The following is a 21,830-nucleotide window of genomic DNA, read 5'->3' on the forward strand; positions in this document are numbered from 1 at the left end:
TTCGGCCGCAGTGTCAAGCCGAATGGAATACAAAGGGGCGCGGCGACGCCCCTCTTTCGTCAGGGCAAACGGAAGTGTTTCGACAGCTTCAACCCCTGCGCCTGATAGTTGGAGCCGAGCCCGGTGCCGTAGAGCCCTTCCGGGCGCTCCTGCATATGCTCGTAGACCAGGCGGCCGATGACCTGGCCGTGCTCGAGGATGAAGGGCACTTCGTGGCTGCGGACTTCCAGAACCGCGCGACTGCCTGAGCCGCCGGCCGGCGCATGGCCGAAGCCCGGATCAAAGAAGCCGGCGTAATGCACGCGGAACTCGCCGACCAAGGGGTCGTAGGGTGTCATTTCGGCGGCATAGAGCGGCGGCACATGCACGGCCTCGTTCGAGACCAGGATGTAAAACTCGTCCGGATCGAGGATCAGTTCGTCGCGGCCGCGGCTGTAGAGTGGCTCCCAGAAATCCAGCACCTCGTGGGCGCCTTTGAGATCAACATCGATGACCGAGGTGTGGTGCTTGCCGCGATAGCCGATCAGGCCTTGCGGCCCCGATCCCTTCAGATCGATCGACAGCGCAATGCCACCGCCCGAGACATTCGGCATGTCGCTCGCCACCAGCGTCTCGGCCTTGTGCAGGTCGAAGAGTTCGGCCTCGCCGAGCAGCGCATGGCCGATGCGGAAACGTATCTGCGAGAGGCGCGAACCGCGGCGTACGATGATCGGGAAGGTGCGCGGCGAGATTTCGAGATAGAGCTGACCCTTGTAGCCCGCCGGCACCTTGTCGAATTCCTGGGCGTAATCGACCATCACCCGGGTGAAGATGTCGAGGCGGCCGGTCGAGCTCTTCGGATTGGCGGAAGCCGAGATCGCCGCCGGCAGGTCGAGGCTTTCCATCAGGGGCACAATGTAGACGCAGCCGGTTTCGAGCACCGCCCCGTTTTCGAGATCGATCTCGTGCAAGGTCAGGCGTTCCAGCTTCTCGGCAACCGTATGGCCCCTGCCCGGCATGAAGCTGGCGCGCACCCGGATCGCCTTGCCGCCGAGCCTCAAGTCCAGGCTTGCCGGCTGGATCTGGTCGTGGTCGAGCATGGCTTCGCTGATCAGCTGTCCCTGGCCGAACAAGGCGCCGATGGCGCGGTCCGCCAGAATGCCGGGTTTACTGGTCATTTTCTCTATCCTGTTTGGGCTCGACAAAACCAAAGCCCACCAATTGACGCAAGGCCCGCGAAGGCGTAATTGCTGCCTTATCCCGTGGTGATTTGGCCGGTCGGCTTGCAGCCACGTTAAACAAGTGGCTAAATAGACCGGGTTTACGAAACCGGTCCGTTCACGCGACCGGTTTTTTTGTGTTCGAAAGGCACGTGCATGAGCAAGAACTGGCGCCCGGCCACCACCCTCGTCCATGGCGGCACGCTGCGCTCTCCTTATGGCGAGACGTCTGAAGCGATCTTCCTCACCCAGGGCTTTGTCTATGAAAGCTCGGAAGCGGCAGAAGCCCGCTTCAAGGGCGAGAACGACGGCTATATCTACGCCCGCTATGGCAGCCCGACCAATGACATGTTCGAAAAGCGCATGTGCATGATGGAAGGCGCCGAGGATGCGCGTGCGATGGCGTCGGGTATGGCGGCCGTTGCTGCTGCCGTGCTCTGCCAGGTCAAGGCCGGCGACCATATCGTGGCCGCACGCGCCCTGTTCGGCTCCTGCCGCTATGTCGTCGAGACGCTGGCGCCGCGCTACGGCGTCGAGTGCACCCTGGTCGATGGTCGCGACCTTGCAAATTGGGAAGCGGCGATCCGTCCAAACACCAAGGTAATGTTCCTCGAAAGCCCGACCAATCCGACGCTCGAAGTGATCGACGTCGCAGGCGTTGCCAAGCTCGCCGATCAGATCGGCGCGAAGCTGATCGTCGACAACGTCTTTGCGACCCCCCTCTTCCAGAAGCCGCTGGAACTCGGCGCGCATGTCGTCGTCTATTCGGCGACCAAGCATATCGACGGTCAGGGCCGCTGCCTTGGTGGCGTCGTCTTGTCGTCGAAGGAATGGATCAACGAGAACCTGCACGACTATTTCCGCCATACAGGCCCTGCCATGTCACCGTTCAACGCCTGGACGCTGCTCAAGGGCATGGAGACGCTGCCGTTGCGGGTGAAGCAGCAGACCACGAGTGCTGCTGCGGTTGCCGATTTCCTGGCGGACCAGAGTGCCGTTGCCAAGGTCATCTATCCCGGTCGCAAGGACCACCCCCAGGCCGACATCATCGCCAAGCAGATGACGGGCGGCTCGACGCTGGTCTGCTTCGAGCTGAAGGGTGGGAAGGAAGCTGCCTTCAAGCTGCAGAATGCCATGGAGATCGTCAAGATTTCCAACAATCTCGGCGATGCCAAGAGCCTGATCACCCATCCGGCGACGACGACGCACAAGAACCTTTCCGACGAGGCCCGGGCAGAGCTCGGAATTTCGGGGGGTACGGTTCGCTTCTCCTGCGGGATCGAGGATACGCAGGACCTGCTGGACGACTTCGCACGGGCACTCAAGGCAGTCTGAACGCAACGCCCGCGATCATGCACGCAAATATTTCAGCCGCGACAGGCGTTGCGGCTGGAGCATTGGCCTTGACGTAAGCAGTTGCGTCGTTATCCCTTCAAAAGGCATGGTGTTTGTGTGTCGCCCTTGCTGCCGCCACAATGAGCGCCATCTCTATCACTGTTGATGACAAGCTTTCTCAGGGTCCAGGCATGTATCGCGCGCTGACACGGGACATAGAGGTTCTGGTCGAACCTTACTATCTCGAGGAACAGTCGGACCCCGATGACAGCCGCTATGTCTGGGCCTACCGGATCGTGATCTCCAATCGCTCGGGAAAACCCGTGCGGCTGACCCATCGTTACTGGCACATTACCGACCAGAACGGTCAGGTTGACGAAGTCAGCGGCCCGGGCGTTGTTGGCGAACAGCCGCGCCTTAATCCTGGCGATACCTACGAATACTCGTCCGGCTGCCCACTCGATACGCCCTCCGGCATGATGTACGGCACCTACCGCATGGAAACCGACGACGGAGAGGCCTTTGACGTCGAGATCCCGGCATTTTCCCTCGACAGCCCAGGCATGGTCCGCACCCTCAATTGACGATTGCCAGTTGAGTTGACTGGCACCAACCGCTATCTGAAGGCATCGATCCCGACGCCATCCAGAGGGCCAAACAGGCATGAGCATTACCCATCTCGTCACCCATAGTGGCGGCTTCCATGCCGACGAACTGCTGTCGTCAGTCATCCTCTCGCGGCTTTACCCAGACGCACAGATCGTGCGCAGCCGCGCGCCAGACTGGATCACTCCGGCATCCGACCGGATCATCTACGATGTTGGCGGCGCCTATGACGCCGAAGCGCAGATCTTCGACCATCATCAGCGCGGCGCACCGCTTCGCGACGACGGTCAGCCCTACAGCTCCTTCGGGCTCATCTGGAAGCATTATGGGCGCGCCTATCTTGCGGCCATGGGTCTGCCGGCCGATCATATCGAGGCGATCCACCAGGGCTTCGATGCGAAGTTCGTGCTGCCGGTCGACCTGATGGACAATGGCGCGATCAGCCCGGCAACGGCCGGACCACTGGCCGATCTCACCCTGCCGAGCCTCCTCGAAACGCTGAAGCCCGTTTTCGACAACAAGGAGCCCGGCGCCGACGATCGCGGCTTCCAGTCCGCCCTTTCGATTGCACGGATGATCGTCGAAGCCGCCATCGGCCAGCGGGCGGCCAAGCTGCGTGCAGAGACCATGGTGCTGGAAGCGATCGCAGCGACAGGCGAAGGTCGCGTCCTGGAATTGCCGATGGGCATGCCGTTCCGCCCGGCCATCGTCAAGGCAGGCGCCGACCATCTGCTCTTCGTCATTCACCCGCGCGACAAGGACTGGTGCATTACCGGGATCCGCAAGGCGGAAGGCAGTTTCGAGCAGCGCGCGGACCTGCCCGCTGCCTGGGCAGGTTTGAGCAATGGCGATCTGGAGGCCGTCTGCGGTGTGAAGGGTGCCACCTTCTGTCACAACGGCCGCTTCATCGCGGCGGCAAATTCGCGTAACGCGATCCTCGACATGGCGGAAATCGCGGTCGAGCAGGTAATCGGCGATCGCCCGGCATCATAAGAAGCGTGGGCCTTATCGGCGCCCGCTACGCTCTCCACAAAGAAACGGCCGGATCACTCCGGCCTTCTCATATTCAGCGCTTCACTGGATCAAGCCGGCGTCAGCTCTCCCGGCTCGAAATCATAGTTGGTCGAGCAGAATTCGCAGGTCACAGTGATCGTGCCGTCTTCGGTGCTCGCCTCGATCTCTTCAGCGGAGAAGCCCTGGAGAACCCCCTTCAGGCGCTCGCGCGAGCAACTGCAGCGGTCGTAAACCGCCTGTGGCTCGTAAGCCCGCACACCCCGCTCGTGAAAGAGGCGGAACAGCAGCCGTTCGATACCCACCTGCGGATCGGTCAGTTCGTCGGCATGGATCGTCTCGACCAGCATGCGGGCTTCATCCCAGGCATCGTCGCCGTGCAAATCGGCATCCCGGTCGTCGCCGTCTCCACCATGCAGATCCGGCTGGCGCATCCGCTCCGGCGCATCCGGCAGGAACTGGGCGATGAGACCACCTGCCCGCCATGTGCGACGTGGCTTGCCGTCTGCATCCCGATCGAAGAGTTCGGCGGCTCCCAGGCGTACGCGTGTCGGGATCTGTTCCGACTGGCGGAAGTAGACGCCGGCAATGTCTTCCAGCGACGTTCCGTCGAGCGGCACGATACCCTGATAAGGCTGCATGAAGGAGCCCTGATCAATGGTAAAGGCAAGCACGCCTTCGCCGAGGAGCTCCTCGGGCGAAGCACGACCGGCCGCGACTGCATCGGCCACTGCCTGCTCGTCGAAGCGGGCATAGGCGCGCACGTTTTCAGGCGAGCTGAAATCGGCAACCAGCAGATCGACCGGGCCATCGCCCTTGGTCTGGACCGTGAACTTGCCCTCGAACTTCAGCGATGTGCCGATCAACACCGTCAAGACTATGGCTTCGGCGAGAAGCCGCGCGACCGGCGCCGGATAGGCGTGACGGTCGAGAATGGAATTGATCAGCGGGCCGAGCTGGACCGCGCGGCCGCGCACGTCGAGGCCCTCCACCTGGAAGGGAACCACACGATCGTCACCGGCGAAACCGAATTCGCCGAGTTCTGCTTGTCTCATCGACATGAATGTACTCCCGGCACTTGAAGCGCCAAACGCTGGGCCCGAGCGGCCCGATCAGAAACGGCACAGATGGGATCACCCGTGCCAAAGGTCAAGTCGGGCGCCAAAGCCCCTGCCCGGCCTCAGATCGCGCCGAGGCACCAGGCAAGGATCGACTTCTGCGCATGCAGGCGGTTCTCGGCCTCGTCGAAGACCACCGACTGCGCGCCATCGATCACCTCGTCGGTGACTTCTTCGCCGCGATGGGCCGGCAGGCAGTGCAGGAAGAGGGCCTCCTCCTTCGCCTTCTTCATCAGTTCCGCATTGACCTGGAAAGGCTGGAAGACGTTATGGCCACGTGCCTTGTGCTCCTGGTTCATCGACACCCAGGTATCAGTGATCACGGCGTCAACGCCGGCGACCGCACGATCGGCATCATGGCACAGCATGATCTCGCCGCCGTTGTTGCGGGCCCAGTTGAGGATCTTGTCATCGGGCTCAGAGCCGAGCGGTACGGCCATGTTCATCCGGTAGCCGAAACGGGCCGCACCTTCGACCAGCGAATGCAGGACATTGTTGCCGTCGCCGGTCCAGGCGAGCGTCTTGCCCGTCACGGGGCCACGATGCTCCTCGATGGTCATGATGTCCGCCATGATCTGGCAGGGGTGGGTGAGATCCGTCAGGGCGTTGATGACCGGAACCGTCGCATGCTCGGCCATCTCCAGGAGACGGGTATGGTCAGTGGTACGGATCATGATCGCATCGACATAGCGCGACAAAACCTTGGCGGTGTCGCCAATGGTCTCAGCGCGACCGAGCTGCATTTCCGTGCCCGACAGGAACAAGGTCTCGCCACCGAGCTGACGCATGCCGACATCGAAGGAAACACGCGTGCGGGTGGACGGCTTCTCAAAAATCATTGCCAGCATCTTGCCGGCGAGCGGCTTGTCAGCAGTGCCGGCCTTGGTCGCCTGCTTGCGGGTCTTCGCGTCCTCAAGAATGCCGCGCAGGTCCCCGGCCGTCATGGCGGAGAGATCGAGAAAATGCTTCGGAGATGCCATGAATGGGTCCTGTCTTAGGCAGATGCTTGGACTGCGGCCTTGGCGCGGATGTGCTCCGCAGCGTGTTCGATACGGGCGAGACCGTCACGAGCTTCTTCGGCGGTCACCGTCAGCGGCGGCAGGAGACGGATAACATTGTCGCCGGCGGGAACGCCGAGCAGATGCTCGTCGCGCATTGCCAACAAGAGTTCGGTGTTCGGGATCTTGGCCTTGATGCCGAGCATCAGGCCTTCGCCGCGCACTTCCTCGATCACATCTGGGTAACGATCCTTCAGCGAGGCGAGACCCTGGCGGAAGACGAGCGCTGTGTCGCGAACATTGTCGAGGAAACCGTCGCCGAGCACGACGTCGAGAACAGCATTGCCGACCGCCATACCAAGCGGGTTGCCGCCATAGGTCGAGCCATGCGTTCCGGGTTTCATGCCGTAGGCGGCCTCTTCGGTTGCCAGGCAAGCGCCGAGCGGGAAGCCGCCGCCGATGCCCTTGGCGACCGCCATGAGGTCTGGCGTTATGCCGGCCCATTCATGGGCAAAAAGCTTGCCCGTGCGACCAACACCGCACTGCACTTCGTCGAGGATCAACAGCAGGCCGTGCTCGTCGCAGAGGTCGCGCAAGGCGCGTAGCATCTCCACCGGGATCGGACGAATACCGCCCTCGCCCTGCACAGGTTCAACCAGGATTGCAGCGGTCGCGTCTGTGATTGCCGCCTTGACGGCTTCCATGTCACCAAAAGGCACCTGGTCGAAGCCGGGCGCCTTGGGGCCGAAGCCCTCCAGATACTTCTCCTGGCCACCCGCTGCGATCGTCGCGATGGTACGGCCATGGAAGGCGCCTTCCATCGTGATGATGTGGAACTTCTCCGGGTGCCCCTTGGCGAAGTGATAGCGGCGCGCCGTCTTGATCGCGCATTCAAGCGCTTCGGCGCCGGAATTGGTAAAGAACACGCGGTCGGCAAAGGTCACATCGGTCAGGCGCTTGGCCAGCACTTCCTGCCCCGGCACCTCGTAGAGATTGGAGAGGTGCCAGACCTTGTCGGCCTGATCTTTGAGGGCGCCGACGACATGGGGATGACCATGGCCGACCGAGGTGACGGCAACGCCGGCGGCGAAATCGAGATAACGCTCACCACTTTCCGTCACGAGCCAGACGCCCTCGCCTCGCTCGAAACGCAGCGGCGCCCGATTATAGGTCTGATAGAGCGGCGTAGCTTCGGCCATGGCTTTCACGTTCCTTCTCGACGATCCGCCCAAGGGACGGCGCGGCCCTTTGCAGGCCTCGAAACAATTAAAAATGCCGCCTTGCGGCGGCGCGGGCACTATCGGCATTTCACCCTGCAATGTCAACGAATTCCATAGGAATCGCAGGAGTAGGCGCCGATTTGGCCGGCTCGCGCCAGAAGCGTGCGCGACAAGATTCCACCTGTTGCATACTTGACTCACTCGGGAAGCAAGTTGGGGAAAACCGGAAAATCGATTCCAGATGATTCCCCCGACTCTTGTCACGGAGTCAGCGTGCCACTAGGTTAAATTTCATTAATAGATTGCATGCGGCGGAAGTGCTCACCGACAGTAACGAGGCGGTTATGTTTCGAATTCGTTCGAAGCAGGGGTGACGGATTCTGCCATGACAGACGCGAGCGGCGGAGAGAAGTGGCATGACAACTGCGCAATGGAGTGACGACAGGGTCGAAAGACTGAAACGGCTGTGGGCCGAAGGCCTCAGCGCAAGCCAGATTGCGGCACAACTCGGTGGCGTGAGCCGAAATGCCGTTATCGGCAAGGTGCACCGACTGAACCTTCCGGGTCGGGCCAAGGCAGGCGGAAGCTCGACTGCGGCACGTCCGGCAAAACGTCCGGCGCAGACCCAGCGTCCGGCGGCCTTCCAGAACCGCCCCGCGGCAGCCACGACCACGCGTACCGTGACCCGTGCAGCTGGTGCGACAATGCTGAAGGAAGAGATCGAGGTCGAGGCTTACGAGGAAGTCGAAGTTCGGCGCCCGCTGAACGTTGTCGTGCCGATTTCGCGGCGCCTCGCCCTGACGGAACTGACCGAGCGCACTTGCAAGTGGCCGATCGGCGATCCGATGAAGGACGATTTCCACTTCTGCGGCTGCGAAATCGCTGACAGCGCGCCCTACTGCACCTATCACGCGAAGCTCGCCTATCAGCCGGTGAGCGAACGCCGCAAGGCAGCCCGCTGATATCAAGCGAAGCTTAGAGTATTAAACGGGTCCCTCGGGGCCCGTTTTTCGTTGCCGCCTGTCGCCCGCGAAAAAGGGCCGCAGCGGACAATCCGCGCGGCCCTTGCCCCATGGTGGGTTCGACTTGTCAGGCTTCCATCGAATAGCCGGCACCGCGAACGGTGCGGATGACATCCTGCATGTTGGAGAAGTTGAGAGCCTTGCGCAGGCGGCCGACATGCACGTCGACCGTACGTTCGTCGACATAGATGTCATGGCCCCAGACTCCGTCGAGAAGCTGCGAGCGAGAGAAGACCCGGCCAGGCGATGCCATCAGGAACTCCAGAAGGCGAAACTCGGTCGGCCCGAGACGGACCTCGCGGCTCTTGCGATGCACCCGATGCGTCTCGCGATCGAGCTCGATGTCGCCGCAGCGCAAGACGCTGGACAGGACTTCGGGCTTTGCACGCCGCAGCATGGCCTTGACGCGTGCCATCAGTTCCGGGGTCGAGAATGGCTTGACGACATAGTCGTCGGCACCTGTCGCCAGACCACGCACGCGCTCGCTTTCCTCGCCGCGCGCCGTCAGCATGATAATCGGCAGACGCTCGGTCTCGGGTCGCACACGCAACCGGCGGCACAGCTCGATGCCGGAGACGCCCGGAAGCATCCAGTCCAGGATCAGCAGATCCGGCACGCGCTCCTGAAGCCGGATCTCGGCTTCGTCACCCCGCAGAATCGTCTCGACCTCATACCCCTCGGCTTCGAGGTTATAGCGTAGGAGGACGGACAAGGCCTCCTCGTCTTCTACCACGGCAATCTTTGGCTGCATCAAAAACAAACCTCGCTGGCCAACGTCACTCGGTGATCGCGCCGACGGAAGACGTCAGATCTTCCTTCGGTCGCTCACCTTCCGGCTGGGCGCCGGTGGTCATGTAGTAGATGGTTTCCGCGATGTTGGTCGCATGGTCGCCGATGCGCTCGATATTCTTGGCGCAGAACAGCAGATGCGTGCAGCTCGTGATATTGCGCGGATCTTCCATCATGTAGGTCAGGAGTTCCCGGAACAGCGAGGTGTAGATTGCGTCGATCTCTTCGTCGCGGTCACGGATCGATTTCGCCTTCTCAGCCGAGCGGGTCGTGTAGACATCGAGCACTTCCTTGAGCTGGGCGAGTGCCAGGTCGGAGAGATGTTCGAGGCCACGCGCGAGTTTGCGCGGCACGCCGGTCGCCTGGATGGCCACAACGCGCTTGGAATTGCTCTTGCCGAGGTCGCCGACACGCTCGAGATCGGCAGCGATGCGAAGGGCACCGATGATCTCACGCAGGTCGGATGCGACCGGCTGACGCTTAGCGATCGTGACGATGGCCTTGTCGCCGATCTCACGTTCCATGGCATCCATGAGCACGTCGTCGGAGATCACCTTCTGGGCGAGGGCGGCGTCGGAGTTGACCAGAGCACGCACGCTTTCGGCGACCATCTGTTCCGCCAGACCGCCCATTTCGGAAATGCGGCGCATCAGGAACTTCAGTTCATCGTCGAAGGCAGAGTAGATGTGAGAGGAGCCCATGAGAAACGTCCTTGAATTTGAGGTGAGCCGAGGGTGACCTGGAGGCTCAGCCGAAGCGGCCCATGATGTAGTCCTGGGTGCGCTGGTCATCCGGATTCGTGAACATCTTGTCGGTGTCGTTTTCCTCGACCAGTTCGCCGAGGTGGAACATGGCGGTACGCTGCGAGACGCGGGCTGCCTGCTGCATGGAGTGCGTCACGATGACGATCGTGAAATTTTCACGCAGTTCGTGAATCAATTCCTCGACCTTGGCGGTCGCGATCGGATCGAGCGCCGAGCAGGGCTCGTCCATCAGGATGACTTCCGGGCTGACCGCGATCGCACGGGCGATGCACAGACGCTGCTGCTGGCCGCCGGACAGACCGGTGCCGGTTTCCTGCAGTCGATCCTTTACCTCGTTCCAGAGGCCGGCTTTCTGCAAAGACGTCGCGACGATTTCGTCCATGTCGGCCTTCTTGGCGGCGAGACCATGGATGCGCGGCCCATAGGCCACGTTTTCATAGATCGACTTCGGGAAGGGGTTGGGCTTCTGGAAGACCATGCCCACCTTGGCACGCAATTGCACGGGATCGACCCGGCTGTCGTAAATGTCTTCGCCATCGATCTGGATATCACCCGAGACGCGGGCGATCGACACCGTGTCGTTCATGCGGTTCAAGCAGCGCAGGAAGGTCGACTTGCCGCAACCCGATGGGCCGATGAAGGCCGTTACAGCGCGGTCCCGTATGTCGACGTTGACATCCTTCAAGGCATGTTTTTCGCCGTAATACACCTGCACGCCACGGGCGGTGATCTTGATTTTGGGCTGGTTCACGGAAGTCTCCGTCAATATGGATGCGTGATACATTCGAGGGTGTCCTTCTGGGATTTACCAACGGCGCTCGAAGCGGCGGCGCAGGACAATGGCAAGGATGTTCATGACCAGCAGGAAGAGCAGCAGAACAATGATGGCACCCGAGGACCGTTCGATAAAGGCCGGATCGGCACGCGACGCCCAGGAATAGACCTGTACCGGGAGTGCGCTGGCCGGGTCGAGGAAGCCACCTTCAAACGGCCCCGCCGGATAGTTCGCCACGTAGGCAACCATGCCGATCAGCAGCAGCGGGCCGGTTTCACCCGCGGCAGATGCGAGGCTGAGGATCGCTCCGGTCATGATGCCGGGCGCGGCCAGCGGCAGGACATGGTGGAACACCGTCTGCATCTTCGACGCTCCGACGCCCAAAGCGGCATCGCGAATGGATGGCGGTACCGCGCGGATCGCGGCGCGCGTCGCAATGATGATGGTCGGCAGCGACATCAACGTGATGACCAGTGCCCCGACAATCGGTGAGGATGCCGGGAGCCCCACAAAATTGATGAAGACCGCAAGTCCAAGGATACCGAAAACGATCGACGGCACTGCAGCAAGGTTCGAGATGTTCACTTCGATCAAATCGGTGAACCAGTTTCGCGGCGCGAATTCCTCGAGATAGATCGCGGCAGCCACGCCGAGAGGCAAGGACATGATCACCACGAGGAACATCATGTAGGCCGTACCCATGATGGCGATGCCAAGGCCCGCGGCTTCCGGGCGCAAGTCGGACGCATCAGGCGCCGTGATGAAGCTCCAGTTGAACTTCGATGCGAGGATGCCAGCTTCGACCAGCTTGTCGGCCAGGTCCAGCTGCGCGGGAGTCACATTGGAATCCCGTTCAGCTATTTCGCGCGTCACGCGACCCTTGAGATAGCCATCCACGCGGCCTGTGGCGAAAACGTTCACAGTAATCGTCTGGCCTACCAGTGACGGATCGGCCAGGACAGTGTCGCGCAGCCGAGCCGGAGCATCCTTGGAAATCATGTCGGTGACTTCCTTTCGGGACATGCCCTCGACTGCAATACCCTCTTCGGCCAGATGCTTGACCAGAGATTCACCCAGGATGCGCGCGTAGCCGATCGTCGTCACCGAAGCCATCTGCGCCGGATCGCGCAAACCGGTCTTGTCCACGACCGCAGCGTCGATCAAGACGGGATAGCTAATCGTCGCCTGAACGAAGGCCGAAGAGCCGTCACGGATAATGGTGAACAGCATGATCGCCAGGGTGAGCAGCGCGATCACGATCGCAGCGACACCATACATGCGGAACCGAATTTCTGCGGCATTGCGACGCTTCATCAGCGGGGTCTCGCTCATGAGCGAGCTGCCGGCCTGCGGCATTGCGAAAGGAGTGCGATCGATGATGTCGGTCATTCGTATTGTTCCCGGTATTTGCGCACGATCCAAAGCGCGAAGATGTTGAGCCCAAGCGTAATCACGAACAGCGTTAGGCCAAGCGCGAAGGCCACGAGCGTCTCCGGCGAGTCAAAGGCAAGGTCGCCCGTCAACTGACTGACGATCTTCACGGTGATCGTCGTCATGGCCTGGAAGGGGTTCAAGTCCAGCTTGGCGGCTGCCCCTGCCCCCATGACCACGATCATGGTTTCGCCGATTGCACGGCTGGCGGCGAGCAGGACAGCCCCGACAATGCCGGGAAGGGCCGCAGGCAGCACGACCCTGCGGATGGTCTCGGATTTCGTCGAACCCAGGCCCAGAGCCCCGTCGCGCATCGACTGCGGCACGGAATTGATGATGTCATCGGCCAGCGACGAGATGAAGGGGATGTTGAGGATGCCGATCACGAGCCCGGCGGTGAGAACCGAGGACCCCGAATTACCGAGACCAAATGGCATGGCGAAATAGTCGCGCAGGAACGGGCCGACGGTCACCAGTGCAAACAGGCCGAACACGACGGTCGGGATGCCGGCGATCACTTCAATCACCGGTTTGACCACTGAGCGGACCCGCGGCGAGGCATATTCTGCCGTGTAAATCGCCGCGAACAGGCCAATTGGAACGGCTACACACATCGAAACGAAACTAATGTAGAGCGTACCCCATAGAAGCGGGATCAGACCAAGTTCGGAACCGCCGCGGAACTGCGGGTTCCAGGTCAAGCCAAAATAGAAGTCCCAGATGGGATAAAGTCCAAAGAAGCGGATACTCTCTGAGAGGAGAGACATCACGATGCCGAAAGTAGTCAGGATCGCCACGCCGGCCGAGGCGATCAACAGCCAGCGCACAAAGGTTTCCGACACATTCCGGGCACGGAAGTCACGGTGAACGCGCATGAAGGCGAAGATGAAGCCCGACACCGCGAGGACCAAGACGGCAACCGTCATCATCGTTGCGCCAGAGCGCTGCATGACGCGGTATTCCTTGGCGGCCTCGAAGATTTCAGGCCGGACTTCTGCACCCAAAGCAACCCCGACCTCGGCCAGGCGCCCCCGAACGTCCGAAAAATCAGCCCGCATGTTCTGCAATTCATCGTCAGACAAGCCGGATCGCTGCTGCAGGGCGTCAAGGCCATCGGCGATGCGGCGCACGTCTTCGACCGCAAGCGTCGTGGATGTGGCGTCGAATGCCACCTGCGAACCCAGCAGACCGACAATGCGCGAGTCGATCCACAAAGGCTGCGCGACAAGCCAGATGGCCATCAGCAGGAAGGCAGGCACTGCCGTAAACAAGGCAACAGTCTGACCATAATAGCCCGGCAGCGAATGAAGGTTCCGGGCATCGCCGTTCGCGCTCTGCATCGCGCGTCGCCTGCCAAAGAAAAAGCCAATCACGGCCAATGTCAGTAGGATTAAGGACAGAATGCCGACGCTCATGGGAAATCCGGTTTTCGCAAGAGGAAGGAGGGCGCCTCGTGGCGCCCTCCTGTGTCAGATAAGGATCACTCTACCGGCGCCATCGGCGTACCAGCGGCAACCATTTCCTGGGTCTTCTTCAGTTCTGGGTCCGACACGAGGCCATAGGCAGCCAGCGGGCCGTCAGGACCAGCCATGTCGTCCGATACGAAGAAGTCGACATATTCCTGGAGGCCTGGGATCACGCCAAGGTGAGCCTTCTTGACGTAGAAGAACAGCGGGCGCGAAACAGGATATTCACCCTTTGCAATTGCTTCAGTCGTCGGGATAACGCCGTTCATCGTAGCAACGCGCAGCTTGTCGGTGTTGTTCTGGTAGAACGACAGACCGAACACGCCGATGCCGTTCTTGTTGGCGTCAACGCGGGCGAGCGTCTCGGTGTAGTCACCGTCGATGTCGATAGAAACGCCATCGGTGCGCAGCGCCATGCAAGCCTTACTGGCTTCAGAGGCCTTCGCCTTGTCGTCAGCAGCCGTGGAAGCAGCGAGGTGCAGGTCATACACGCCCGATGCCTTGCAGCCGGCGATGATGACCTTTTCGTCAAACACTTCGCGCGTGCCGTGCTTGGTGCCCGGTACAAAAACCATGATGTCCTGTGCCGGCAGAGCAGAGTTCACATCAGCCCAGGTCTTGTTGGCGTTGTCGACCAGAGCGCCGTCCTTGGCAACCTTGGCAGCGAGCGCGCCATGAATGTCAGCCGGGGTATAGGCGAATTCAGGACCGTTGATGTCGGAAGCGAAGACAATGCCGTCATAGCCGAAGCGAACTTCCATGATTTCGGTCACGCCGTTCGATACGCAGAGCTCGTAGTCACCCTTGGACATGCGCGAGGACGAGTTGGCGATGTCAACTGTGTTGGCGCCAACGCCTTCGCAAAGCTTCTTGCGGCCAGCACCCGAACCGCCGCCTTCAACGACCGGCGTCGGGAAAGAGAAGTTTTCGCCGAAAGCTTCGGCAACGATGGTGGAATACGGCAGCACGGTCGAGGAACCGGTAACCTGGACCTGATCACGAGCTGCAGCCGCGCCAGTGAAGGCAACGGAGGCGACCAGCGCCGCAACAGAAATTTTCAGAATGTTCATCATACTCTCCCGTGGATGAGTTTTTGTGTCTGTGGCCGCAATCGCGTCCGTCGCGGCCCGGCAGAGACGTCTTAGCGGCTCTTCGGCTTTGCTTTTATGTCAGTTCAATGAAACATTTGTGACAATTCAAGCCTCTGAAATTTAACGGGAAATTTTCAGAAGGCCCGACTTCTTCGGCTGAATGTGTCAGAAGCGCACGGTGAAGACGCTGCCACTGCCCAATTCCGACTTCACCACGAGCCGCGCCCGATGGCGCGTGAGGATATGCTTGACAATCGCAAGGCCGAGCCCGGTCCCCTTTTTCGAACGGCTGTCCTCGACATTGACGCGGTAAAATCGTTCGGTCAGGCGCGGTACATGTTCCGCGGGAATGCCAGGACCGTGGTCGCGGACGCTGACCTCCGTCGCACCGCCAGCATCGCGGCGGAGCGCAACTTCGACCACTTCGCCGTCTTGACCGTATTTGCAGGCGTTTTCGATCAGGTTTTCGAAGACCTCAACGAGCTCGTCGCGCTCACCCAAGACTTCGATCTTCTCCTCGGGGAGATCGAGGCGGATCTCGACGCCGAGCTCGGCTGCCAGCGGAGCGAGGCTGTCCCTGACATGGCCAAGGATCGGCGCGAGCTCCACCCTCTGGTCCGGTGCGACATGGGCCTTGAGCTCCAGCCGCGACAGGGACAGGAGATCGTCCACCAGGCGGCTCATGCGGTTTGCCTGATCGAGCATGATGGCGAGAAACCGGTCCTTGGCCTTCGCATCGTCGCGGGCCGGCCCCTGCATTGTTTCGATAAACCCGCGCAGCGATGCGAGCGGCGTGCGCAATTCGTGACTGGCATTGGCAACGAAGTCGCTGCGCATGCGATCGAGACGGCGCAGCTCCGAGATATCCTTGAACGACAGAAGGAAATAGGATGCGCCAGCCGCCTTGTCGGCATCGATCGGCGCGACCCGCACCACATAGACTCGTTCGGAAGGGTGACGCTCGGAGTGCTCGATCTGGTTGGGCTGAGCGGTTTCGATCGTCTCCCGGATCATGTCGAGGATCCCGGGGGAGCGCCAACGGGTCGAGACATGCAGGCCGACGACGAGCTCGCCGAACACCTTCTGAGCGGCCTGGTTCTGGGCAATCAACTCGGCCTCAGGACTGAGGACGAAGATCGGCATGTCGAGGCCGTCGAGCGATGCAAGGATAAGGGGAAGCGGATCAGCCGGCGGATCGGGCTCCGCAACGGTTAGCGTCGGCGCAGCCGGCGTGTCGTCCTCGGGCAGCTGCCGAAAAACCACGAGCAGGAAGAGCAGGACGAACAGCAGTATCGCATAGCCGGTGGCAGCACCGGTCGCCCAGGCACTGACCGAAAGGACAGCGGCAGCGAGAATATAGACCCAGGCCGAAAGCAGCCGCCGGAGATCCTTGCGCCAACCGTCACCCCTATCATCCTGCATGCGCGCGCATTCTCCGCCCTGTCATTGTCCAAGTCTGATAGCCCTGATTCATGACAGAAGTTACACTGCTGTGCCATCACTTGCCGGGCCCTTTCCCCGGCGGATCGATCGATGTGCCGCAAGATGGAACCGAGATGCTTGAACTTCATTTCGGCTTGGGCTCAATTAAGACCATCGAAACGAGCAAGACAAAGGGAGCCGAGGATGGACGCGCAAACGGAAAAGAGGGCAGTTACGCTCTCGGTCGGTGAAACCCAGCAGGTCTTCGACATCGAACTGCCGGACCTGCCGGACTGGATCGAAGACAAGGCGCTTAAGTCCGGTGGCTTTCCCTATGACAAGAAGCTCTCCGAAAAGAACTACGCAAAGGAACTCACCCAGCTGCAGATCGAGCTGGTGAAGGTGCAGTTCTGGATGCAGAAGACCGGCGAACGCGTCATGGCCTTGTTCGAGGGCCGGGATGCCGCCGGCAAGGGCGGCGCCATCCATGCGACACTTTCTTATATGAACCCCCGCTCCGCTCGCGTGGTCGCCTTGACTAAGCCGACCGAAACCGAGCGCGGTCAATGGTATTTCCAGCGCTATGTCTCGCACTTTCCAACGGCCGGCGAGTTCGTGCTCTTTGACCGCTCCTGGTATAACCGCGCCGGTGTCGAACCGGTCATGGGCTTCTGCACGCCCGACCAGTACGAGAGCTTTCTCGAGCAGGTGCCGCGCTTCGAGAAGCTGATCGAACGGGAGGGCATCCGCTTCTTCAAGTTCTGGCTGGATACCGGACAGGAAATGCAGCTCAAACGCTTCCATGACCGTCGTCACGATCCCCTGAAGTGCTGGAAGCTCTCACCAATGGATATTGCAGCCCTCCATAAGTGGGACGACTACACGAAGAAGCGCGACCGGATGTTGAAGGAAACCCACACCGAGCGCGCGCCGTGGACGGTGTTGCACGCCAATGACAAGCGCCGCGCGCGGTTGAACCTCATCCGCCACATGCTGCTGTCGCTCGATTACGAAGGCAAGGATGTCGAGAAGATCGGCAAGCTCGACAAGAAGATCATCGGCAGCGGCCCCGACTTCCTGAAGTGACCTTTATCTTTTGGGGGGAGCCAGCCGCACCCCGCCTCAAGCCCGCGTGACTGTCACTGGCCGGGCAGCACGCGGATCGCGTAGAGGTTCACGCCGCGTCCGCTGCCTGAGAGATCCGCATTGATCAAGAGGCGGCCCGGAGTGGACGGTGCCATGCCGTTGTCGAAGGAGACGCGGAACAGCGTATCGAGCTTTTGCGGGTTGACCGTGAAGCGGTGGCGCGGACAGTCGCCCATGCGCGGGAAATCGCATTCGACCGAGATCTGCACAGGCTCGTCATCAATCGACTGCACAGTGAGCGCAATCGTGGAGGTGCGGCCTGCCATTTCACGCAGAACCTCCGTCGGCACGGTCACTTCGATCACGCCAGCCTCGTCACCGCTGCGCGAGACGATCTGGGCGGCACTGCCGTCGCTGGCCGTGACAATATCGACGAGCGCATTGGCGCGGGGACGAAGCGCCGAGACCTGCTGCGGCGCAAAGACCTCGATCCAGTCATCCGAGAAGCCACCGCGTGCATCGAGCGCCTGCGGCCCGGCAGGCTCCGACGGGGAAGTCGTCTCGGGTGCTCCGGTAAAGTCTTCGGCTTCGGCGCGCGGCGGCGGATTGGGCACCGAGGTGTCGCGCTCGGCCTCCGTGAGCAGCAGCCCGGAGGAGTAGATCCACCATGCGCCGATCCCGAGCGTCGCCAAGAAAATCGACATGATGGTCAGTCGAGCCACAATCCCGCGGCGCCGGCGCGGTGCCTGCAGGGGACGCTCGGACCGCATGTCCGGCATTGGCCCTTCATCATCGGCATGAGCGTCAACAGACGCCCTCGCCGCGATTTCGGGCTCTTCGTCGAAAGAAGGCTCGCGGTAGCCTGTCTGGGCGCCGACTGGCGGATCACCCGCGGCGAAGCCGGGCTCGACACGACCGGTTCGCCGATCGGGCGGCGTTGGTGCCGTCGGCTCGGCAGCCCGCTGTGACGGCGCCGCCACCGGTGCGGCCGGGTGAGGCACCGAAGGTTCGGGACGCACTTCCAGACGCGTGCGCTCTTCGAGCTCGATGGAATGGATGAGCGCCTCCAGTCGGCGGCGCTGATAGTCTATGGATTCGGGGTCGTCGATGTTCTGCTTGCGCAGACCCGTTTCGAGCGCCTGGCGGGCAGACTGATAGACCCGGGCGCGGGCCTCCGCATTCGAACGGTCGGCGCGCTCCAGGGCGTTCCTGATGGCCGTTTCCAATCCACTCATTGGCCGCCATACTCCTTCGGGGATCGCCCCAGCCACATCGCAATCATAGTTTCGATTCGGTAAACTCTGGATATTTCAAGCACAAGCCCGGAAAACCCGTATGGCGCCGAATAAACACAGGAATGAGGCTGCGTGGGCAATGTGAGCATTTCCGGGATCCGACGCTTGCATGACCGTCGAGCATAGGACCGGCTTTCCTCGCCGTCCATGTTCTGCTATTTGACGTTTGCGTAAACGTAAACTTCATGGGAGGTGAAGTGATGGCCCTGCCGCCGATCCTGAAAGACAATCTGAGGCTCCCCGTCGTCGCCTCGCCGCTCTTCATCATATCACATCCGAAACTGACGCTCGCCCAGTGCAAGGCGGGAATCGTCGGCTCGTTCCCGGCGCTGAATGCCCGGCCTGAGGCGCAACTCGACGAATGGCTGGCCGAAATCACCGAGGAACTCGCCGCTCACAATGCGAAGAACCCGGATCGCCCGGCCGCCCCCTTCGCAGTGAACCAGATCGTGCACATGTCGAACAAGCGGCTTGAGCATGACCTGATGATGTGCGTCAAATACAAGGTGCCCATCGTCATCTCCTCGCTCGGCGCCGTGCCGGAGGTGAATGCCGCGGTGCATTCCTATGGCGGTATCGTGCTGCATGACGTGATCAACAACCGCCATGCCAATTCGGCGATCCGCAAGGGCGCAGACGGGCTGATTGCGGTGGCGACGGGAGCGGGCGGCCACGCCGGAACGCTCTCGCCTTTTGCCCTCGTCCAGGAAATCCGTGAATGGTTCGATGGACCGCTTTTGCTCGCCGGCGCGATTGCCAATGGCGGTGCGGTGCTCGCTGCCCAGGCAATGGGCGCCGACATGGCTTATATCGGCTCGCCCTTCATTGCGACGGAAGAGGCCCGCGCCTCTGACGAGTACAAGCAGGCAATCGTCGATGCGCATGCCAACGATATTGTCTACTCCAACTACTTTACCGGCATTCACGGCAACTATCTGAAGCCATCGATCGTCGCCGCCGGCATGGACCCTGACAATCTGCCGGTAGCCGATCCCTCGAAGATGGACTTCGACAAGGCGACCACAGGCGCCAAGGCCTGGAAGGACATCTGGGGCTGCGGCCAGGGCATCGGGGCGGTGAAGGCCGTCGAGCCGGTCGCTGCCGTGGTCGATCGGTTGGAGCGCGAATATATAGGCGCAAAGAAGGCGATTTGCGGCTGAGACCGGCACTGCTAGCGTCCCCGCAACACTGATTTGCGGGGACCCCACATGCGTCTATCAACCCTGAGCCTCACGCTTGCCGCTCTGGCCGGCAGCTCCTTTGCCGTCAACGCTGCCGACGGCGCCTACAAGGAGTTCAAATCCTGGCAGGTGAGTTGCTCGCAGACGCTGTCCTGCAGCATGCGCCAATTCATCTCCGACAACCCCATCTCGGGCTTGGAGCTGCAGCGCAGTGGCTTGCCGGAAGCGCCCGTCGCGCTTTTGATTTCCCCTTCCGAGAGTGCTCTTCTTGAGGATGAGGGTGAGCTGACTGTTGCGATTTCGATCGACGGCGGTGCGCCAGCAACCTTCAAGGACAGCGAAATCGCGATCGACGCAAATGCCGCCGTTCTCTCGCTGTCCGGCGACTTCATCGGCAGCGGCCTCATCGACAGCCTGAAGAACGGCACAACGGCCAAGATCACCATTTCCCGCAGTCAAATGACCGCAGAAGGCGACGTCCCGCTTGCGGGTGCTGCCGCGAGCCTGCTGTTCATCGACGAGTTCCAGAAACGTGTAGGTCACGTCGATGCCATGAGCGCAAAGGGTGAGAAGGCCCCAAATCCGCCGCCGCCGGTATTGGACATCCGCCGCTTCGCTGACTTTCCAGAGACTGTCCGCGCCCGCTTCGCCGATGGGGGCGAATGCGCGGAAACGGAAGAAGCCATGCTTGACGGCAACGCGCTTGCCCACAAAATCGCCGAGGAGCAGACACTTTATGTTACGCCCTGCGGCATGGGCGGCGCCTACAACTTTCCCTATGCCGTCTTCGTGGAAGTCTATGGCACGGTATCTACACTGCCTTTCCCGACGATGCAGGAGGGCGCACCGAGTGCCGTCACCAGCGTCTTCAATCTGAGTTATGATTACGAGGCGAAGACCTTCTCCGCCTTCTTCAAGGGACGCGGCGTGGGCGATTGCGGAACCTACAACGAATGGAAATTCGCAAAAGGCGCAATGGGCCCGCAACTCGTGCTCGTCGAGGAGGCGTTCAGGGACTGCCCGGCCGAGATCGATGAAAACGAGGCCGTTGATCCTGCAAACTGGCCGAAGTCCTGGCCTCTCCGATAATCGGAAAGCAAACAGGGCGGCTGCGGAATTTTTCCGCGGCCGCCGAAATGCGTCTTGAAATCAGCGGACAATCCCTGTATCAGCCCCTCACCAAACGCGACGGGATTTTCCCGCTCCAGCGCTGGCCGCTTTAGCTCAGGTGGTAGAGCACATCATTCGTAATGATGGGGTCGCAGGTTCGAGTCCTGCAAGCGGCACCATTTCCTGAAATATTCTAAGGCCCTTCCCTTCCCCGCCGAGACATTCTGTGCAATGAGCGCCGTCGGGCGCGAGTGCCGTAAACTTTAGTACGGGCTCGGGCGGGTTGATTGACGTCTCTCCTGCTGCAGCGCGATTACGCTGCCGTCCACCTTGCCCAATTCCATCGACACGAACGGCAAAAGGGCCCCGACAAGCGAGGCCCTTCCGTCTATTCGATTGGTGATCGGCCGATCAGATCCAGTATGGCGGAACACCATAGTAGTCGTAGACCGAGCGACCATTGTTGCGATACCACTCATCGCTATCGTCGCGGGCGCGCGGTGCCCCCTCGACCTGTTCCTTGGTCAGATCGATGCGATAGCCGTCGAGGCTCTCGTCATAAGTGAGCTTTTCCCAGGGGAGCGGATAATAGTCGTCGCCAATTCCCCAGAAGCCGCCGAAGCCAAGGACGGCGTAGGCAACGCGTCCACCCTTCTTCTCGAGGATAACGCGCTGGATGGAGCCGATACGGTCACCATCGCGGCCATAGACGGCAGTGCCTTCGACCTTGTCGCTGGCGATCAGGCTCGGGGTGTCCTTGACGTAAGGATCCTGGCCGGCGGCGGTGTTTCGTTTTTCCTGCAACATGAGAAGTCCTCCTTCTTGGTTGTCGATGAAAGAGGTAACGGGTGGCCCTCGAGCATGGTTCCCCACAAACCACTTGAACAGCCAAGCGACAGAATGTTGACGTT

20 protein-coding genes, 1 tRNA gene and 1 riboswitch are annotated in these 21,830 nt (G+C 61.1%); of the genes, 8 read left to right on the forward strand and 13 right to left on the reverse strand.

The features are described 5' to 3' along the window. Window positions 1-59: 59 nt before the first annotated feature. Window positions 60-1,157 (reverse strand): 2'-deoxycytidine 5'-triphosphate deaminase, encoded by a 1,098-nt coding sequence (locus IP85_RS07575; protein ID WP_054149071.1) that lies wholly within the window; start codon window positions 1,155-1,157, stop codon window positions 60-62. Window positions 1,158-1,231: 74 nt separating this feature from the next. Next, a riboswitch (SAM riboswitch) is annotated at window positions 1,232-1,310 on the forward strand. A gap of 45 nt (window positions 1,311-1,355) precedes the next feature. On the opposite strand from IP85_RS07575, the gene IP85_RS07580 reads away from it, so the two are divergent. The 3 genes from IP85_RS07580 to IP85_RS07590 all read left to right on the forward strand — a co-directional run bounded on the left by IP85_RS07580 (window position 1,356) and on the right by IP85_RS07590 (window position 4,133). Further along, window positions 1,356-2,534, forward strand: coding sequence for an O-succinylhomoserine sulfhydrylase (locus IP85_RS07580; protein ID WP_054149072.1), 1,179 nt, complete (start codon window positions 1,356-1,358; stop codon window positions 2,532-2,534). A 191-nt stretch (window positions 2,535-2,725) separates the two neighbouring features. Further along, the gene (gene apaG, locus IP85_RS07585) at window positions 2,726-3,118 is read left to right on the forward strand and encodes a Co2+/Mg2+ efflux protein ApaG (RefSeq protein ID WP_054149073.1); all 393 of its coding nucleotides are present in this window, start codon (window positions 2,726-2,728) and stop codon (window positions 3,116-3,118) included. Window positions 3,119-3,197: 79 nt separating this feature from the next. Then, complete coding sequence (locus IP85_RS07590) at window positions 3,198-4,133, forward strand: MYG1 family protein (RefSeq protein ID WP_054149074.1); 936 nt, start codon at window positions 3,198-3,200, stop codon at window positions 4,131-4,133. An 89-nt stretch (window positions 4,134-4,222) separates the two neighbouring features. Here the strand turns inward: IP85_RS07590 and IP85_RS07595 are convergent, their stop codons facing one another. The 3 genes from IP85_RS07595 to IP85_RS07605 form a co-directional block, all read right to left on the reverse strand. Continuing rightward, window positions 4,223-5,212: an Hsp33 family molecular chaperone gene (locus IP85_RS07595; protein ID WP_054149075.1), complete on the reverse strand. Its 990-nt coding sequence runs from the start codon at window positions 5,210-5,212 to the stop codon at window positions 4,223-4,225. 119 nt (window positions 5,213-5,331) lie between these two features. Continuing rightward, window positions 5,332-6,249 (reverse strand): ornithine carbamoyltransferase, encoded by a 918-nt coding sequence (argF, locus tag IP85_RS07600; RefSeq protein WP_054149076.1) that lies wholly within the window; start codon window positions 6,247-6,249, stop codon window positions 5,332-5,334. Between the two features lie 14 nt (window positions 6,250-6,263). After that, window positions 6,264-7,466 carry an aspartate aminotransferase family protein gene (locus IP85_RS07605; protein WP_054149077.1) on the reverse strand — a complete coding sequence of 401 codons (1,203 nt, stop codon included), beginning with the start codon at window positions 7,464-7,466 and terminating at the stop codon, window positions 6,264-6,266. A gap of 437 nt (window positions 7,467-7,903) precedes the next feature. Between IP85_RS07605 and IP85_RS07610 the strand changes: the two genes are divergently transcribed. After that, on the forward strand, window positions 7,904-8,449 hold the full coding sequence (locus IP85_RS07610; protein ID WP_054149078.1) for a GcrA family cell cycle regulator: 546 nt from the start codon (window positions 7,904-7,906) through the stop codon (window positions 8,447-8,449). A 127-nt stretch (window positions 8,450-8,576) separates the two neighbouring features. On the opposite strand, the gene phoB is transcribed toward IP85_RS07610, so the two are convergent. The 7 genes from phoB to phoR form a co-directional block, all read right to left on the reverse strand. Next, window positions 8,577-9,260, reverse strand: coding sequence for a phosphate regulon transcriptional regulator PhoB (gene phoB, locus IP85_RS07615; protein WP_006727960.1), 684 nt, complete (start codon window positions 9,258-9,260; stop codon window positions 8,577-8,579). Window positions 9,261-9,285: 25 nt separating this feature from the next. Continuing rightward, the gene (phoU, locus tag IP85_RS07620; protein ID WP_054149079.1) at window positions 9,286-9,999 is read right to left on the reverse strand and encodes a phosphate signaling complex protein PhoU; all 714 of its coding nucleotides are present in this window, start codon (window positions 9,997-9,999) and stop codon (window positions 9,286-9,288) included. A 46-nt stretch (window positions 10,000-10,045) separates the two neighbouring features. Continuing rightward, a complete protein-coding gene (gene pstB / locus IP85_RS07625; protein WP_054149080.1) occupies window positions 10,046-10,846 on the reverse strand; it encodes a phosphate ABC transporter ATP-binding protein PstB in 801 nt (266 codons plus the stop codon). 21 nt (window positions 10,847-10,867) lie between these two features. Then, on the reverse strand, window positions 10,868-12,226 hold the full coding sequence (gene pstA, locus IP85_RS07630) for a phosphate ABC transporter permease PstA (protein ID WP_054149081.1): 1,359 nt from the start codon (window positions 12,224-12,226) through the stop codon (window positions 10,868-10,870). Beyond that, the gene (gene pstC / locus IP85_RS07635) at window positions 12,223-13,683 is read right to left on the reverse strand and encodes a phosphate ABC transporter permease subunit PstC (RefSeq protein ID WP_054149082.1); all 1,461 of its coding nucleotides are present in this window, start codon (window positions 13,681-13,683) and stop codon (window positions 12,223-12,225) included. Before pstC ends, pstA begins: the two co-directional genes overlap by 4 nt. A 65-nt stretch (window positions 13,684-13,748) precedes the next feature. Further along, window positions 13,749-14,804, reverse strand: coding sequence for a substrate-binding domain-containing protein (locus tag IP85_RS07640; protein ID WP_054149083.1), 1,056 nt, complete (start codon window positions 14,802-14,804; stop codon window positions 13,749-13,751). Between the two features lie 186 nt (window positions 14,805-14,990). Then, window positions 14,991-16,247, reverse strand: coding sequence for a phosphate regulon sensor histidine kinase PhoR (gene phoR, locus IP85_RS07645; RefSeq protein ID WP_153761344.1), 1,257 nt, complete (start codon window positions 16,245-16,247; stop codon window positions 14,991-14,993). 204 nt (window positions 16,248-16,451) lie between these two features. On the opposite strand from phoR, the gene ppk2 reads away from it, so the two are divergent. Then, on the forward strand, window positions 16,452-17,333 hold the full coding sequence (gene ppk2, locus IP85_RS07650; protein ID WP_054149084.1) for a polyphosphate kinase 2: 882 nt from the start codon (window positions 16,452-16,454) through the stop codon (window positions 17,331-17,333). Between the two features lie 53 nt (window positions 17,334-17,386). Here the strand turns inward: ppk2 and IP85_RS07655 are convergent, their stop codons facing one another. Then, entirely contained in the window at window positions 17,387-18,568 is a 1,182-nt protein-coding gene (locus IP85_RS07655) for a hypothetical protein (RefSeq protein ID WP_054149085.1), read from the reverse strand. A 260-nt stretch (window positions 18,569-18,828) separates the two neighbouring features. Here IP85_RS07655 and IP85_RS07660 point away from each other — a divergent pair, with 260 nt between their 5' ends. The 3 genes from IP85_RS07660 (at window position 18,829) to IP85_RS07670 (ending at window position 21,098) form a co-directional block, all read left to right on the forward strand. Next, the gene (locus IP85_RS07660; RefSeq protein ID WP_054149086.1) at window positions 18,829-19,788 is read left to right on the forward strand and encodes a nitronate monooxygenase family protein; all 960 of its coding nucleotides are present in this window, start codon (window positions 18,829-18,831) and stop codon (window positions 19,786-19,788) included. A 48-nt stretch (window positions 19,789-19,836) separates the two neighbouring features. After that, a complete protein-coding gene (locus IP85_RS07665) occupies window positions 19,837-20,898 on the forward strand; it encodes a DUF1176 domain-containing protein (RefSeq protein WP_054149087.1) in 1,062 nt (353 codons plus the stop codon). A 124-nt stretch (window positions 20,899-21,022) separates the two neighbouring features. Beyond that, window positions 21,023-21,098 (forward strand) — tRNA-Thr (locus IP85_RS07670). A 232-nt stretch (window positions 21,099-21,330) separates the two neighbouring features. On the opposite strand, the gene IP85_RS07675 is transcribed toward IP85_RS07670, so the two are convergent. Further along, the gene (locus tag IP85_RS07675; RefSeq protein ID WP_054149088.1) at window positions 21,331-21,726 is read right to left on the reverse strand and encodes a PRC-barrel domain-containing protein; all 396 of its coding nucleotides are present in this window, start codon (window positions 21,724-21,726) and stop codon (window positions 21,331-21,333) included. Window positions 21,727-21,830 lie beyond the last annotated feature (104 nt).

Origin of the sequence: Rhizobium sp. AAP116 (genome assembly GCF_001295785.1) — a bacterium.
GTDB lineage: Bacteria > Pseudomonadota > Alphaproteobacteria > Rhizobiales > Rhizobiaceae > Allorhizobium.

Excerpts from the sequence above, each read along its gene's own strand:
- IP85_RS07590 (WP_054149074.1), top strand. The coding sequence starts at position 3,198 with ATGAGCATTACCCATCTCGTCACCCATAGTGGCGGCTTCCATGCCGAC.
- IP85_RS07575 (WP_054149071.1), bottom strand. The coding sequence starts at position 1,157 with ATGACCAGTAAACCCGGCATTCTGGCGGACCGCGCCATCGGCGCCTTG.
- IP85_RS07655 (WP_054149085.1), bottom strand. The coding sequence starts at position 18,568 with ATGAGTGGATTGGAAACGGCCATCAGGAACGCCCTGGAGCGCGCCGAC.
- IP85_RS07665 (WP_054149087.1), top strand. The coding sequence starts at position 19,837 with ATGCGTCTATCAACCCTGAGCCTCACGCTTGCCGCTCTGGCCGGCAGC.
- IP85_RS07610 (WP_054149078.1), top strand. The coding sequence starts at position 7,904 with ATGACAACTGCGCAATGGAGTGACGACAGGGTCGAAAGACTGAAACGG.
- pstA (WP_054149081.1), bottom strand. The coding sequence starts at position 12,226 with ATGACCGACATCATCGATCGCACTCCTTTCGCAATGCCGCAGGCCGGC.
- argF (WP_054149076.1), bottom strand. The coding sequence starts at position 6,249 with ATGGCATCTCCGAAGCATTTTCTCGATCTCTCCGCCATGACGGCCGGG.
- apaG (WP_054149073.1), top strand. The coding sequence starts at position 2,726 with ATGTATCGCGCGCTGACACGGGACATAGAGGTTCTGGTCGAACCTTAC.
- IP85_RS07660 (WP_054149086.1), top strand. The coding sequence starts at position 18,829 with ATGGCCCTGCCGCCGATCCTGAAAGACAATCTGAGGCTCCCCGTCGTC.
- pstC (WP_054149082.1), bottom strand. The coding sequence starts at position 13,683 with ATGAGCGTCGGCATTCTGTCCTTAATCCTACTGACATTGGCCGTGATT.
- ppk2 (WP_054149084.1), top strand. The coding sequence starts at position 16,452 with ATGGACGCGCAAACGGAAAAGAGGGCAGTTACGCTCTCGGTCGGTGAA.
- phoR (WP_153761344.1), bottom strand. The coding sequence starts at position 16,247 with ATGCAGGATGATAGGGGTGACGGTTGGCGCAAGGATCTCCGGCGGCTG.
- phoB (WP_006727960.1), bottom strand. The coding sequence starts at position 9,260 with ATGCAGCCAAAGATTGCCGTGGTAGAAGACGAGGAGGCCTTGTCCGTC.
- IP85_RS07605 (WP_054149077.1), bottom strand. The coding sequence starts at position 7,466 with ATGGCCGAAGCTACGCCGCTCTATCAGACCTATAATCGGGCGCCGCTG.
- IP85_RS07580 (WP_054149072.1), top strand. The coding sequence starts at position 1,356 with ATGAGCAAGAACTGGCGCCCGGCCACCACCCTCGTCCATGGCGGCACG.
- IP85_RS07675 (WP_054149088.1), bottom strand. The coding sequence starts at position 21,726 with ATGTTGCAGGAAAAACGAAACACCGCCGCCGGCCAGGATCCTTACGTC.
- pstB (WP_054149080.1), bottom strand. The coding sequence starts at position 10,846 with ATGTATCACGCATCCATATTGACGGAGACTTCCGTGAACCAGCCCAAA.
- IP85_RS07640 (WP_054149083.1), bottom strand. The coding sequence starts at position 14,804 with ATGAACATTCTGAAAATTTCTGTTGCGGCGCTGGTCGCCTCCGTTGCC.
- phoU (WP_054149079.1), bottom strand. The coding sequence starts at position 9,999 with ATGGGCTCCTCTCACATCTACTCTGCCTTCGACGATGAACTGAAGTTC.
- IP85_RS07595 (WP_054149075.1), bottom strand. The coding sequence starts at position 5,212 with ATGTCGATGAGACAAGCAGAACTCGGCGAATTCGGTTTCGCCGGTGAC.